General features: G+C 70.8%; 11 protein-coding genes and 2 tRNA genes. 7 read left to right on the top strand and 6 right to left on the bottom strand.

Going from position 1 to position 13712, the window contains the following annotated elements; all coding sequences use genetic code 11:
- The first annotated feature begins 142 nt into the window (after window positions 1–142).
- The 4 genes from ACZ4Z2_RS11340 (at window position 143) to ACZ4Z2_RS11325 (ending at window position 3854) form a co-directional block, all read left to right on the top strand.
- Window positions 143–865: a M50 family metallopeptidase gene (locus ACZ4Z2_RS11340; RefSeq protein ID WP_468074671.1), complete on the top strand. Its 723-nt coding sequence runs from the start codon at window positions 143–145 to the stop codon at window positions 863–865.
- Window positions 866–1023: 158 nt separating this feature from the next.
- A complete protein-coding gene (gene aroA, locus ACZ4Z2_RS11335) occupies window positions 1024–2361 on the top strand; it encodes a 3-phosphoshikimate 1-carboxyvinyltransferase (protein WP_468074669.1) in 1338 nt (445 codons plus the stop codon).
- A 16-nt stretch (window positions 2362–2377) separates the two neighbouring features.
- A complete protein-coding gene (rsgA, locus tag ACZ4Z2_RS11330; RefSeq protein ID WP_468074667.1) occupies window positions 2378–3391 on the top strand; it encodes a ribosome small subunit-dependent GTPase A in 1014 nt (337 codons plus the stop codon).
- 139 nt (window positions 3392–3530) lie between these two features.
- A complete protein-coding gene (locus ACZ4Z2_RS11325) occupies window positions 3531–3854 on the top strand; it encodes a DMT family transporter (RefSeq protein WP_468074665.1) in 324 nt (107 codons plus the stop codon).
- A 26-nt stretch (window positions 3855–3880) separates the two neighbouring features.
- Here ACZ4Z2_RS11325 and ACZ4Z2_RS11320 read toward each other — a convergent pair whose 3' ends face one another.
- Entirely contained in the window at window positions 3881–4495 is a 615-nt protein-coding gene (locus tag ACZ4Z2_RS11320; protein ID WP_468074663.1) for a TetR/AcrR family transcriptional regulator, read from the bottom strand.
- Window positions 4496–4752: 257 nt separating this feature from the next.
- On the opposite strand from ACZ4Z2_RS11320, the gene hisN reads away from it, so the two are divergent.
- The 3 genes from hisN (at window position 4753) to ACZ4Z2_RS11305 (ending at window position 6824) form a co-directional block, all read left to right on the top strand.
- Complete coding sequence (gene hisN / locus ACZ4Z2_RS11315) at window positions 4753–5553, top strand: histidinol-phosphatase (RefSeq protein ID WP_468074661.1); 801 nt, start codon at window positions 4753–4755, stop codon at window positions 5551–5553.
- Between the two features lie 205 nt (window positions 5554–5758).
- Window positions 5759–6151, top strand: coding sequence for a CBS domain-containing protein (locus ACZ4Z2_RS11310; protein ID WP_468074659.1), 393 nt, complete (start codon window positions 5759–5761; stop codon window positions 6149–6151).
- Between the two features lie 256 nt (window positions 6152–6407).
- Window positions 6408–6824 (top strand): Fur family transcriptional regulator, encoded by a 417-nt coding sequence (locus ACZ4Z2_RS11305; RefSeq protein ID WP_468074657.1) that lies wholly within the window; start codon window positions 6408–6410, stop codon window positions 6822–6824.
- 60 nt (window positions 6825–6884) lie between these two features.
- On the opposite strand, the gene ACZ4Z2_RS11300 is transcribed toward ACZ4Z2_RS11305, so the two are convergent.
- The 5 genes from ACZ4Z2_RS11300 to ACZ4Z2_RS11280 all read right to left on the bottom strand — a co-directional run bounded on the left by ACZ4Z2_RS11300 (window position 6885) and on the right by ACZ4Z2_RS11280 (window position 13568).
- The gene (locus ACZ4Z2_RS11300; protein ID WP_468074655.1) at window positions 6885–7673 is read right to left on the bottom strand and encodes an alpha/beta fold hydrolase; all 789 of its coding nucleotides are present in this window, start codon (window positions 7671–7673) and stop codon (window positions 6885–6887) included.
- Between the two features lie 272 nt (window positions 7674–7945).
- Window positions 7946–8019 (bottom strand) — tRNA-Met (locus ACZ4Z2_RS11295).
- A 108-nt stretch (window positions 8020–8127) separates the two neighbouring features.
- Window positions 8128–10305 (bottom strand): tetratricopeptide repeat protein, encoded by a 2178-nt coding sequence (locus tag ACZ4Z2_RS11290; protein ID WP_468074653.1) that lies wholly within the window; start codon window positions 10303–10305, stop codon window positions 8128–8130.
- Window positions 10306–10477: 172 nt separating this feature from the next.
- A tRNA-Met gene (locus ACZ4Z2_RS11285) sits at window positions 10478–10551 on the bottom strand.
- 44 nt (window positions 10552–10595) lie between these two features.
- Entirely contained in the window at window positions 10596–13568 is a 2973-nt protein-coding gene (locus ACZ4Z2_RS11280) for a UPF0182 family membrane protein (RefSeq protein WP_468074703.1), read from the bottom strand.
- Window positions 13569–13712 lie beyond the last annotated feature (144 nt).

Below are 13712 nucleotides of genomic sequence, written 5' to 3'. Positions count from 1 at the left end.
GCCACGGCGATCTGGCACAACTGGACCACCGGAGCCACAGTCAAACGCTCGCTGATCGCGTACGACCACTGAAGACATCCGACTCATTCATCTAGTGCCACACTTCCAGATCCGACGCGACCCGGAGGAGCCACCGCCGACCATGGAAAGCACCGCAGCCACCTCGCTGGCCAGCCTGTGGGACGAGGTCTTCGGCACCCAGCCCGACCCCGACATCTGGGTCGTCCTCGCCACCGCGGTGGCCGCGCTCGCCGCGGTCGTCCCGCACGGCGTCTGGCGGCTCTCACGCAACGCCATCACCATCGCTCACGAGGGCGGCCATGGCCTGGTCGCCCTGCTCACGGGCCGCACCCTGACCGGCATACGCCTCCACTCCGACACCAGCGGTCTCACCGTCAGCCGCGGCAAGCCCACGGGCCTCGGCATGATCCTCACCGCGGCGGCCGGTTACACCGCTCCCCCGCTCCTCGGTCTCGGCGGCGCCGCCCTCCTCGGATCCGGCCGCATCACTCTGCTGCTGTGGCTCGCCACGATCCTCCTCGTCGCCATGCTGATCATGATCCGGAACGCGTACGGCGCCCTCACGGTCCTGGTCACCGGCGGCACCTTCGTCGTCGTCTCCTGGCTCACCGGGCCCCAGGTCCAGGCGGCCTTCGCGTACGCGGTGGTCTGGTTCCTCCTCCTGGGCGGTGTGCGCCCCGCCTTCGAACTCCAGGCCAAGCGCCGGCGCGGCGGAGCGGGCGACTCCGACGCGGACCAGCTCTCCCGACTGACCCACGTACCGGCGATCATGTGGCTGCTGATGTTCCACGTGGTGTCGGTGTGCGCGCTGCTGGGCGGCGGAAGGTGGCTCCTGAGGCTGTGACGGCCGACGGTGACCGCCTGTTGTGATGGCCTGCTGTGACGATCGGTCGTGACCGCCGTGCGACGCGCGCCGCGATCGGCCACGGCGGACGCGCGGGGACCGGCGACGCACGTCAACCGGCTGAGACCGGCGGCCCGAACCCCCACTAAAGTGGGCCCATGGCCCTGAACGCACAGCCCGCCCTTTGGCCCGCCCCGCACGCGAGCGGAGCCGTCGACGCGACGGTCCACGTGCCCGGGTCCAAGTCCGTCACCAACCGCGCCCTCGTCCTGGCCGCCCTCGCCAGCGAGCCGGGCTGGCTGCGCCGCCCCCTCCGCTCCCGTGACACCCTCCTGATGGCGGCCGCCCTGCGGGCGATGGGCGTCGGCATCGAGGAGACGGTGTCGTCCAGTTCCTCGGCCACCAGCGGCTCCGCGGTGTCCGGCGAGGCGTGGCGCGTCCTGCCCGCCGGGCTGCGCGGCCCGGCCACGGTCGACGTCGGCAACGCCGGTACGGTGATGCGCTTCCTGCCCCCGGTGGCGGCGCTCGCCGACGGCCCCATCCGCTTCGACGGCGACCCGAGGTCCTACGAGCGTCCCCTGAACGGCGTGATCGACGGCCTGCGCGCGCTCGGCGCCCGGATCGACGACGACGGCCGCGGCGCCCTGCCCCTGACGGTGCACGGCAGCGGCGCCCTGGACGGCGGTCCCGTGGAGATCGACGCCTCGTCCTCCTCGCAGTTCGTGAGCGCGCTCCTGCTGTCCGCGCCCCGCTTCAACCAGGGCGTGGAGGTCCGGCACATCGGCTCGACACTGCCCTCCATGCCGCACATCCGGATGACCGTCGACATGCTGCGCTCGGTCGGCGCCCAGGTGGACACCCCCGAGTCGGGCGGCGAGCCCAACGTCTGGCGGGTCACGCCGGGCGCACTGCTCGGCCGTGACCTGACGATCGAGCCGGACCTGTCCAACGCCCAGCCGTTCCTGGCGGCGGCCCTGGTGACCGGCGGCAAGGTCGTCGTCCCCGACTGGCCCGCGCGCACCACCCAGCCCGGTGACCAGCTCCGTGAGATCTTCACCGAGATGGGCGGTTCCTGCGAACTCACCGAGTACGGGCTGGTCTTCACCGGTTCCGGCGCCATCCACGGCATCGACGTGGACCTGGGCGAGGTGGGTGAGCTGACCCCCGGCATCGCGGCGGTGGCAGCCCTCGCCGACTCCCCGTCGACCTTGCGCGGCGTCGCCCACCTCCGCCTCCACGAGACGGACCGGCTGGCCGCGCTCACCAAGGAGATCAACGAACTCGGCGGCGACGTCACCGAGACCGCCGACGGCCTCCACATCCGCCCGCGTCCGCTGCACGGCGGTGTCTTCCACACCTACGACGACCACCGCATGGCCACCGCCGGCGCGATCATCGGACTGGCGGTGAAGGACGTCCGCATCGAGAACGTGGCGACGACGGCCAAGACGCTGCCCGACTTCCCCGAGCTGTGGGCCGGGATGCTCGGGAACTGACGGGCGGACGACGATCATGCGCCGCTACGGCAAGCACACCGACGAGGACGACATCCGGACCCGTCCCAACCGCAAGGGCAACCGCCCCCGCACGAACATCCGCCCGAAGCACGAGGACGCCGCGGACGGCATGGTCCTCACCGTCGACCGGGGCCGGCTGACCTGCCTCGTCGAGGACCGGATCGTGATCGCGATGAAGGCCCGTGAACTGGGCCGCAAGGCCGCGGTCGTCGGCGACACGGTCGCCCTGGTCGGAGACCTCTCCGGCAAGAAGGACACCCTCGCCCGTATCGTCCGCATCGCCGAGCGCACGTCGGTGCTGCGCCGCACGGCCGACGACGACGATCCGTACGAGCGCGTCGTCGTCGCCAACGCCGACCAGCTCGCCATCGTGACCGCCCTCGCCGACCCCGAGCCCCGTCCCCGGCTGATCGACCGTTGTCTGGTCGCGGCGTACGACGGCGGCCTCGACCCCCTGCTCGTGCTGACCAAGTCGGACCTCGCCTCCCCCGACAAGCTCCTGGAGCTGTACGGGGACCTCGACATCCCGTTCGTGGTGACGAGCCGCGAGGAGCTGGAGCAGGGCGCCGCGGCCGACCGGGTGCGCGCGCACCTCGACGGCAAGGTCACGGCGTTCGTGGGTCACTCCGGCGTCGGCAAGACGACCCTCGTCAACGCGCTCGTCCCCGAGGACCGGCGCCGGACGACGGGTCATGTCAACGCGGTCACGGGCCGCGGTCGGCACACCACGACCTCGGCGCTGGCCCTTCCCCTCGCGGACTCCGACGGCGGCTGGGTGGTGGACACCCCCGGCGTGCGCTCCTTCGGCCTCGCCCACGTCGACCCCACGCGGGTCATCCACGCCTTCCCCGACCTGGAGGCGGGCACCGAGGGCTGCCCGCGCGCGTGCAGCCACGACGAGCAGGACTGCGCGCTGGACCAGTGGGTCGCCGACGGGCAAGCGGACCCGGCGCGGCTGTACTCCCTGCGCAGACTGCTCTCGACACGCGAACGACGGGAAGGCGACTGACCTCCGCGTTGTTTGCGCCCCCCTCCACCCGGTAAGTGCATAATCGCACCGAGTCTGATCCAGACCGGACGAGACCTGAAGAGATCAGGCGGGATCGGACGAAGCGGTCACGGAACATGGGGACACGGGAGGACGAGACATGGCGTGGCTGCTGGTTGTCGTGGCGGGTCTGCTCGAGACCGGCTTCGCCGTCTGTCTGAAGCTCTCGCACGGATTCACCAGACTCTGGCCCACCATCGCCTTCTGCGTCTTCGCCCTCGGCAGCTTCGGCCTGCTCACCCTCTCCCTGAAGAAGCTCGACGTCGGCCCGGCCTACGCGGTCTGGACGGGCATCGGCGCGGCCGGCACGGCGATCTACGGAATGATCTTCCTCGGCGACGTCGTGTCCACCCTGAAGATCGTCTCGATCAGCATGGTCATCGCGGGCGTCATCGGACTCCAGCTCTCCGGGTCGGCGCACTAGCCGACGGGCGTGGAGCGGGGCGCCGGCTAGGACCTGCTCAGCTGGCGTGGCAGCGCGGTCCGCACCAGATCGGTGACTCCGCCCTCGCCCGGGGGCGCCGCGACGCAGGACAGGGCGAGGCGGACGGCGAGTTCACAGGAGCGTGCCAGCTCCACCGTGTCCGACTTGGCCGTGCCGGGCGGCGCCAGCGCGGCCACGGCCCGGTCGCGGACAAGCGCCACGAAGTCGGAGGGCGCGGGCAACGGCCCGTCGGCGCGGCGCTGCGCGGGCACCACGGAGGACGAGGGCACCGCCGAGAGCGTGAGGGCCGGCAGGCGCTCGCTCCAGCAGCCGGTGAGCATGGCCCGTACGAGCAGGTTGTTCCGGGAGGCCGCCACGGTCCACTCGGCGGTCGCGGCGAGCCGCTCCCGGTGGTCGACGGGGGTGGCCAACGCCCGCTCGACGCCCGCGAGGTAGCCGTCCGCCTCCCTGCGGACCAGGGCCCGGGCGAGCCCTTCCTTGCTGCCGAACTCGTTGTACAGCGTCTGGCGTGACACTCCGGCCACCGCCGCCACGTCCACCATCCGCACGGTGGACCACGGGCGGCGCACCAGCGCCGTGTAAGCGGCGTCCAACAAGGATTCCCGCGCTGCAGGCATCATCGCCTCCCTGATACGAGCGGGCGGCTCTGGCCCTCAGATTTGACGCGCATCAACCCACTGTCAAGGGTTCGCGACAGCACCTACGGGCGCACTTCGGCCACCATGCGCGGGCCGGCGGAACGCCCGGAGGATCACGTCGGCGTCAGGTACCCGCACAGCGGCCCTTCGCACCACCCGGGGCGCCCGGTCCCCTCCGGGCGCCCCTACCCCGGGCCCCCTGTGGCCCCGCACCGACCTCGGCAGATACCGTCTGCCACATGGCCGACTACCTCGACGACCTCCGCTTCGCCCACGTCCTCGCGGACGCCGCCGACGCGAGCACCATGTCCCGCTTCAAGGCCCTCGACCTCAAGGTGGAGACGAAGCCCGACATGACCCCGGTGAGTGAGGCCGACAAGGCCGCCGAGGAACTCATCCGCGGCCATCTCCAGCGCTCCCGCCCCCGGGACGCGATCCTCGGGGAGGAGTACGGCGTCGAGGGCACCGGGCCCCGCCGCTGGGTCGTCGACCCGATCGACGGCACCAAGAACTACGTCCGCGGCGTGCCGGTGTGGGCCACCCTGATCTCGCTGATGGAGGCGGGCGAGGGTGGCTACCAGCCCGTCGTCGGCGTGGTCTCCGCGCCGGCCCTGGGCCGCCGCTGGTGGGCGGCCAAGGGGCACGGCGCCTTCACCGGCCGCAGCCTCAGCTCGTCCTCCCGCCTGCACGTCTCCCGTGTCTCGAAGCTGGCGGACGCGTCCTTCGCGTACTCCTCCCTCAGCGGCTGGGAGGACCGCGGCAGCCTGAACGGCTTCCTGGACCTGACCCGCGAGGTGTGGCGCACGCGCGCGTACGGCGACTTCTGGCCGTACATGATGGTGGCCGAGGGCTCGGTCGACCTCTGCGCCGAACCCGAGCTGTCCCTGTGGGACATGGCCGCCAACGCGATCATCGTCACCGAGGCGGGCGGCTCCTTCACCGGCCTCGACGGCCGCCCCGGCCCGCACAGCGGCAACGCGGCGGCCTCGAACGGCCTGCTCCACGACGAACTGCTGGGGTATCTGAACCAGCGGCGCTGAACCGTTGCGCGAGCGGCTGTGGAGTGATCCCGGGGCGCCCCTGAACTGACCACGCGCGCCCCCTTGTTGACCCTCTCTTTGCCTGCGAAGCTGACAGTCCCCCCACTTGTGAACTTGTGCAGTCCTCAACTGCAGCCCTCAACAGGCGCGCGGACGCGCCGCCCTGACGGACTGCCACGGGTTCCCCAGGAGGTGACCGCACTCCATGCTCGTCCGCGACGCAATGAGCACCGTGGTTCTCACCATCGGCCCCGACCACACCCTCCGCCAGGCCGCCGCCCTGATGTCCGCACGCCGGGTGGGCGCGGCCCTGGTCCTCGACCCCGACGCCGGCGGACTCGGCATCCTCACCGAACGCGACGTCCTCAACTCCGTCGGTCTGGGCCAGAGCCCGGACATCGAGCGTGCCCACGCCCACACCACCAACGACGTCGTGTTCGCCGCGCCGTCCTGGACCCCGGAGGAGGCCGCCCGCGCCATGGCCCACGGCGGCTTCCGGCATCTGATCGTGCTCGACGAGGCCGCGCCCGTCGGCATCGTCTCCGTCCGCGACATCATCCGCTGCTGGGCCCCGGCGCGGCAGCACGCGCCGGCGTGACCTCGATCGGGCCGGGACCCGAAGGAGTCCCGGCCCGTCCCGACGGCAAGCGGTCCAACCCTGGACGGCCGCACAGGGCCTGGACAGCGGCCTCCAGGCGCTTGCCGGGGTCCGGTCGGTGCCGTCCGCCGCTCTCCGACCGAGGTCAGCACCTGTTTCCCATACAAGATCCTACATTGGACAAAGTCCAAATCAATGCCTATTCCAAATTCACACCTGTTCGGAATCTGTCCCCTTTGCTGTTACGATGACCTGTATGAGTGACCTTCTGGAGCGGCTGCGCGGACGCGGATGGCGTATGACCGCGCAGCGGCGTGTCGTGGCCGAGGTCCTCGACGGCGAGCACGTCCATCTGACGGCCGACGAGGTACACGCGCGCGCTGTCGCCAAGCTGCCGGAGATCTCCCGGGCCACCGTTTACAACACCCTGGGCGAGCTGGTCTCCCTGGGCGAGGTGCTCGAAGTCGCGACGGACAAGCGCGCCAAGCGGTACGACCCCAACGCCCACCGCCCTCACCACCACCTGGTCTGCGCGCAGTGCGGCACGATCCGCGACGTCCACCCCACCGGCAACCCCCTGGCGGACCTGCCGGCCTCGGAGCGCTTCGGCTTCACCGTCTCCGACGTCGAGGTGACCTACCGAGGCGTCTGCCCCAACTGCGCGACGGCGTAGCCCGCCCGCCGCACCCAGGAACCCCTGGCGTGGACAGGTCAATCAGGGTCTGGACCCGTCTCACTCGGGTCGTCCGGCGAAGAAGTCCGCGAGGGAAGACGCCAGCGCTTCCGGAGCCTCTTCGGCCACGTGATGCCCGGAGTCGATGCCGTGGCCGCGTACGTCCGGTGCCCACTGCCGCCAGATCTGCACCGGGTCCCCGTACAGGTCCTCGAGGTCGTCCCGGAGCGACCAGAGGACCAGCGCCGGGCACTGGATCCGTCGCCCGGCCGCACGGTCCTCCTCCTCGTGCCGCCGGTCGACGGTGAGACCGGCCCGGTAGTCCTCCAGCATCGCCCGCACCACGTCGGGGTTTCTCGTCGCCGCGCGCCACTCGTCGTAGTTCTCGTGCCCCATGCTCTCGGGGTCACCGCGGTACCAGCTGTCCGGATCGGCGTTGATGACCCGCTCGGGGATGTCCGGCTGGGCGAAGAAGAACCAGTGCCACCACTGCGTGGCGAACTCGGTCGTGATGCGGGACAGGTGCTCGGTGAGGGGCAGATAGTCCATCAGTGCCACCCGCGAGACCGCGTCGGGATGGTCGAGCGCAAGACGCAGCGCGACATCGCCTCCGCGGTCGTGCCCGGCGAGCGCGAACCGGGCATGGCCGAGGAAGCGCATCACCTCGACCACGTCACCGGCGACGGCCCGCTTGGAGTGTCCCTCGTGGTCTGCGGTGGGCGCCGGACCGGTGGACCGGCCGTACCCCCGGAGATCGGGACAGACCACGGTGAACCCGCGTCGGACGAGGAGCGGGGCGACGCGATGCCAGGTCGCAGATGTCCGGGGGTGGCCGTGCAGCAGCACCACCGGCGGCCCTTCCCCACCGTGGCGCAGGAAAATCGATGCTCCATCGACCTGAACCCGCCTGGTCTCAAAGCCCTCGAACAATGCCCGAACCTCCCGCCCGCGCAAGCCGACACAGGCTCCCTCATGCCCGCGCGGATCCCGTTGACACAACTGCCTGGTTCGCCGACGGTGTCGATCTCCCGCCGGGGCTTCGCCGTACAGGGGGCATACACACCGGAGGCATACACACCGAAGGCCCGGAACCTGATCGGTTCCGGGCCTTCGGCCTTGAGTAGCGGGGACAGGATTTGAACCTGCGACCTCTGGGTTATGAGCCCAGCGAGCTACCGAGCTGCTCCACCCCGCGTCGGTAAACGCAACCTTACGTGGCCCCGTCGACCAGCGCAAATCGCTTGACCGCCGGGCGGACGCGCGCGGGCACGCCGCACCCACTGCCAGGCACCCGCCCGTCGGCCTACGCCGACAGTTCCTGTCGCAGCGCGTCCCGCAGGCGCGCCGCCCGCTCGGTCACTTCCGCAGGTCCGAGTGCCACGGCCCGATCGGCCCACCGCTTGCCCTCGACCAGCTCACCCCGACGCGCGTAGACGAGGGCGAGCCGCAACGCCGCCCGCCCGTGCCCCGCGTCCGCGGCCCGGGCCCACCACACGGCGGCCTCCGGCTCGCTCCCCTCGCGTGCCAGCAGCAGCCCCAGGTTGAACGCGCCGTTGCGCGATCCGGCCTCGGCGGCGAGCCGGTACCACCGCGCCGCCTCGACGACGTCCCCCCGCCCCGCGGCCAGCATCCCGACGCGCACCTGCGCCCGCCGATGCCCCTGCGACGCGGCCCTCTCGTACCACTCCTCGCACTCGTTCTTCTCCCGCACGGGCTCCCCCAGCTCATGCGCGGGCGCGGGCGGGCGGCGCGCGTCGAGCACGGCGGCGAGCCGGTACGCGGCCTCGGCGCTCCCCCCGCCGGCGGCACACCGCAGATGACGCTCGGCAGCCCGCTCGTCGCCCTCCCGCAGGCGCGCGATGGCGACCTGGAGCGCTGCCTCGGTGTGCCCGGCGGCGGCCGCCCGTTCGTACCAGACGAGCGCGGTCACGTCGTCGCCCCGTCCGGCGTGCAGAATGCCGAGGTTGAACGCGGCGTCCACGCTGCCTGCCTCCGCGGCCTTGGAGAACCACGGTTCGGCCCCGGCCGTGTCACCGACCTGGAGCAGCAGGATGGCCAGCGCGTTCGCCGCCTCCCGGTGCCCGGCGTAGGCGGCCCGCCGGTACCACTGCTCGGCCTGCGCGGTCCGGCCCTGCTCGGCGCAGAGCAGCCCGAGGTTGTACGCGCCGTTGACGTCCCCGGCGTCCATCGCGGCCCGGTACCACCGCTCGGCGGTCTGGGTCTCGCCGCGTTCGGCGTGCAGGGCACCCAGGGCGTTCGCGGCGTTGCCGTCGCCGTCCTGGGCGGCCCGCAGCCACCACACGGCCGCGCTCTCGGTGTCGCCCGCGTCCCGCAGCAGGAACCCGAGCGCGCAGGCGGCCCGGGGCTCGCCGTCCTTGGCGGAGGTCAGGTACCAGCGCCCGGCCTCCTTGAGCTCACCGCGCCGCTCCAGGATCGCGCCGAGGTGCAGGGCGGCCCGCCGGTGGCCACGCGCGGCGGCCTGGCGGTACCACTGCTCGGCCTCCTCGGCGGCGGTGGGTCCGACACCGTTGTCAGCCCCCGGCTCCCCCGCTCGGACGGCGGAGCGTCCGTCTCGTACGCGGTCCCGTCCTTCGCGTCCGGCGCCGCCCCGGCCGTCGCGCCCACCCTCGCGCCCACCCTCGCGCCCGCCGTCGCGGACGTCCCCTGCGGCCTCCCGGGCGCCCCGTGCGTCTCGTACGCCCCGCGGGTCCCGTACGGCCTCGCGGCTCGCGCCGCCGATCTCCAGTGCGGCGCGGGCGATCCTGCGCCCCTCGCGGACGGCCGCGCGCTCCTCGCGCTCGGCACGATGGTCGAGGGCCCGTGCGAGCCGGTACGCGGCCTCGCGGTGCCCGCGCTCGGCGGCGACGCGCATCCACTTCTCGGAGGCGCCATCGCTGCGGTGTTCGAGCAGGTCGGCGAGGGCGTACGCGCCGAGCGCGTGTCCCTGTTCGGCGGACTGGCGCAGCCAGTACTCGGCGGCCGGCTCGTCGCCGCGTTCGCGGTGGTGGCGTCCGAGCGCGTGGGCGGCGGCCGCGGAACCGGCGACGGCGGCGATCCGCCACCATCCGGCGGCCTCGTCGGGGTACCCCCGCTGATGGAGCAGAACGCCCAGGTTGTTGGCGGCCGCACGGTCCCCGGCGGCGGTCGCGGCCCGCAGATACGGCTCGGCACCGTCGAGGTCGCCACGGCGCAGCAGCATGGCGCCGAGGACGCTCATGGCCTCGGCGTCACCGGCTTCGGCGGCGAGCCGCTGACGCGCCTCCTCGACGGCTTCCCCCGCCTCGTCAGGGTCAGCGACCGGCGCGGAGTCGCCCGCCGAGCGCTGGCGGCCGATGGTCATCTCGGGTTCGGTGGTCAGGATCGACTCCCCCGACGGCTCGGACTCCGCGGGCAGCACGAGGTCGGCAGACGGCGCAACATCGACAGACTGCGCAAACCGCCCTGTCTCCAACAGAGTTGCCTTGTCCCCCATAACGTCCATCGTCGCACCACCTGCAACCTGGGTACACCTCGTATACCGCAGCCATTGAGGTCACTACAGCGTTTTGTCGACTTGCCCACAGAGCGACAAGTCAAACACAGATCAGCTCATATCCCCCGGACAACACGTCGAAGGCCCGGATCCTTTGGAGGATCCGGGCCTTCAACTTCAGTAGCGGGGACAGGATTTGAACCTGCGACCTCTGGGTTATGAGCCCAGCGAGCTACCGAGCTGCTCCACCCCGCGCCGTTGCTCTGCAACCGTATCACGGCGCGGGACGGAGCTCGGAATCACCCGCTCCCAGAGCCCTCGTCGGCGTTCTTGTCGCCCTCGGCGCTCTTGTCGCCCTCGGCGTTCTTGTCGCCGTTCTCACTGCCTCCGGCGCCGCCGGCACCGTCGGCCTTGGACTGCGCCTCCTCGGCCCGCTTCAGCGCGTCCTCGAGGTCCTGCTGGGCGCGGCCGTACGCCTCCCAGTCGCCGTCCTTGAGGGCCTGCTGACCCTCGTCGAACGCCTTCTGGGCGTCCTGCAGGGCCTGTTGGACCGTCGGGTCGCCGGACGTCGGCGGCTCGTCGGTGCCCTCGTCGCCGTCGTCCTTCGGCGGCTCGGGCGTCGAACCCTCCATCTCGAACACCTTGTTGAGCGCGGCGTCGAGGGTGTCCTCGAAGGCCGTGTTGCCGCCGTAGGTGACGAGGACCTTGCGCAGCAGCGGGTACTTGAGGCCGCCGCCTCGCACATAGACGGGTTCCACGTAGAGCAGTCCGCCGTCGAGCGGGACCGTCAGGAGGTTGCCGTACTCGACCTGTGAGTCACCTCTCTTGAGGAGGCTGATGGTCTCGGCGATGTCCTGTTCGGAGTTGAACTGGCTCTGGACCTGTTTGGGACCGTCGATCGGTTCGCTCGTCGGCAGTTTCAGGACCGTGATCTTGCCGTAGTCCGGTGTTCCCGCCTCGGCGTTGACCGACACGAAGGCGCTCAGGTTGTCCCGGCCGTTCGGTGTGAGCGTCGTGGTCAGGGAGAACGCCTGCGCCTGCTGACCCGGCAGCTTCATGCTCAGGTAGTACGGCGGCACCGCGTTGCCGGAGGTGTTGGTCGGGTCGTCCGGGACCTGCCACACCTCGCTACCGCTGAGGAACGTCTCCGCGTCCTTCACGTGGTAGCGGGTGAGCAGTTCACGCTGGACCTTGAACAGGTCCTGCGGGTACCGCAGATGGGCCTCCAGCGACTTGGAGATCGCCGTCTTGGGCTCCACCGTGTCCGGGAACGCCTTCATCCAGGTCTTCAGGACCGGGTCCTGGGTGTCCCACTGGTAGAGCTTGACCTCGCCGGTGTACGCGTCGACGGTCGCCTTCACCGAGTTGCGGATGTAGTTGACCTGGTTCTGCTGGGCCACCACCGCGCGCTGGCTGTTGTCGGCGGTCAGCGAGTCGGCCGTCGTGTCGCCGAGGGTGGTGCGGGAGGCGTACGGGTAGCCGTTGGTCGTGGTGTACGCGTCGACGATCCACTGGATCTTCCCGTCGACGACGGCCGGGTAGGCGTCGCCGTCGATGGTCAGCCAGGGGGCGACCGCCTCGACGCGCTCCTTGGGCGTGCGGTTGTACAGGATCCGCGAACCCTCGCCGATGGCACCGGAGTAGAGGATCTGCGGCTCGCTGAACGCCGCCGCGTACGCCGCCCGGTTGATCGGATTGGAGAGGTTGACCCCGCTGTCGCCCTTGTAGCTGGTGGTCTTCTCACCGCTGTCGTCGGAGTAGTCGATCTCCTTCTGGGGACCGCCGACGATGGAGTACTGGGTGGTCTTCTCGCCGTAGTAGATCCGCTGCTGGTACTCGCCCAGAGTGCCCTTGGACGGCAGGTCGGACTCCGTGAACACCGGACGGCCGCCGGAGGTGGCCTCGGTGCCCTTGGCGGCGACGACGCCGTAGCCGTGGGTGTAGCGGAAGTGGTCGTTGATCCAGTTGTTCTTGGGGATACCGGCCAGGTTCAGCTCACGCAGACCGATGACCGTGTCCTGCTCCGCGCCGTTCTCACCGCTGTACCGGTCGACGTCCAGATTCGTGGGGAACGCGTAGTAGTTCCTCATCTGCTGGAGCTGCTGGAACGTCGGCGAGACGATGTTCGGGTCGAGCAGGCGGATGCTCGCGGCGCCGTCGGCGTCCTTGCGCAGCTTGGCCTTGTCGGTGGTGTCGCCCGTGCCCGAGTACTCCTGGACCGTGGTGCCGTCGATCCCGTACGCCTGCCGGGTCGCCTTGAGGTTCTCCTCGACGTACGGCGCTTCCTTGGCCTGCTCGTTCGGCTGGACCTGGAACTTCTGCACGATCGCCGGGTACAGCCCGCCGATGAGGATCGCGGAGAGCACCATCAGGCCGAAGCCGATGACGGGCAGCTGCCAGGTGCGCCGCCAGATGGTGGCGAAGAAGAGCAGGGCGCAGATGACGGCGATGCAGAACAGGATCGTCTTGGCCGGCAGATACGCGTTGGCGTCGACGTACCTGAGACCCGTCCAGTTGCCCGTCGCCTTGAAGTCGCTGGACTTCACCGCGAGGCCGTACCGGTCGAGCCAGTACGCGATCGCCTTCAGGGCGACGAAGATGCCGAGGAGCACCGACAGGTGCCCGGTGGCCGCGGCCGTGGCGCGCGCGCCCGGGGAGGTGACCCGCAGGCCGCCGTACAGGTAGTGCGTGAGCGCGGCGGCGATCACCGACAGCACGGCGGCGGCGAAGCCGAAGCCGAGCAGGAAGCGGTACCAGGGCAGGTCGAACGCGTAGAAGGAGACGTCCAGGTTGAACTGGGGGTCCTTCTGTCCGAAGGACACGCCGTTGACCCACATCAGCCATGTGCGCCACTGCCCGGAGGCGGAGGCTCCGGCGATCAGACCGACCAGGGCGGTGATCCCGAGGAGCAGCCACTTCTTGTAGGGCGCGATGCCCATGCGGTACCGGTCGAGGCTCTGCTGCTCCATCGACATGGCGCTCAGCGGCGGGCGCAGCCGGTGGGCCAGCCAGATGTTGAAGCCGACCGCGGCCGCCATCAGCAGTCCGAAGACGAAGAAGAGCCCGATCTTCGTCCACAGCGTGGTCGTGAAGACGGACGAGTAGTTCACCGACCGGTACCAGAGCCAGTCCGTCCAGAACCCCGCGAACATGACGAACGCCATGCCGAGCGCGGCAAGGACGCCCAGCGTCATGAGCAGGGTCCGGACACGCCGGGACGGTCGGCCGACTCTGATCCGCGGCCCCGTCGGGCCTCCGCCGCGGTCCGGCATCTGGAAAGCCAAGGTGCGCACCTCGAAAATCGCTGTCGATATGTCGGGACCGCGTCTACGGACCCTTCAGCGGGCCCCCTGGTCGTAGGAGCCTCACCTATTGCAACTTACTCACGCTTTACTCGGTTCCCGCTTCGGGTAACG

This window comes from Streptomyces sp. NPDC030183 (assembly GCF_055573455.1).
Note: the sequence above shows the minus strand (reverse complement) of the source record. Positions and strands in the feature narration are given on the sequence as shown.

Coding starts and splice junctions, on each gene's coding strand:
- ACZ4Z2_RS11340 (WP_468074671.1), top strand. CDS start 143: ATGGAAAGCACCGCAGCCACCTCGCTGGCCAGCCTGTGGGACGAGGTC.
- aroA (WP_468074669.1), top strand. CDS start 1,024: ATGGCCCTGAACGCACAGCCCGCCCTTTGGCCCGCCCCGCACGCGAGC.
- rsgA (WP_468074667.1), top strand. CDS start 2,378: ATGCGCCGCTACGGCAAGCACACCGACGAGGACGACATCCGGACCCGT.
- ACZ4Z2_RS11325 (WP_468074665.1), top strand. CDS start 3,531: ATGGCGTGGCTGCTGGTTGTCGTGGCGGGTCTGCTCGAGACCGGCTTC.
- ACZ4Z2_RS11320 (WP_468074663.1), bottom strand. CDS start 4,495: ATGATGCCTGCAGCGCGGGAATCCTTGTTGGACGCCGCTTACACGGCG.
- hisN (WP_468074661.1), top strand. CDS start 4,753: ATGGCCGACTACCTCGACGACCTCCGCTTCGCCCACGTCCTCGCGGAC.
- ACZ4Z2_RS11310 (WP_468074659.1), top strand. CDS start 5,759: ATGCTCGTCCGCGACGCAATGAGCACCGTGGTTCTCACCATCGGCCCC.
- ACZ4Z2_RS11305 (WP_468074657.1), top strand. CDS start 6,408: ATGAGTGACCTTCTGGAGCGGCTGCGCGGACGCGGATGGCGTATGACC.
- ACZ4Z2_RS11290 (WP_468074653.1), bottom strand. CDS start 10,305: ATGGACGTTATGGGGGACAAGGCAACTCTGTTGGAGACAGGGCGGTTT.
- ACZ4Z2_RS11280 (WP_468074703.1), bottom strand. CDS start 13,568: ATGCCGGACCGCGGCGGAGGCCCGACGGGGCCGCGGATCAGAGTCGGC.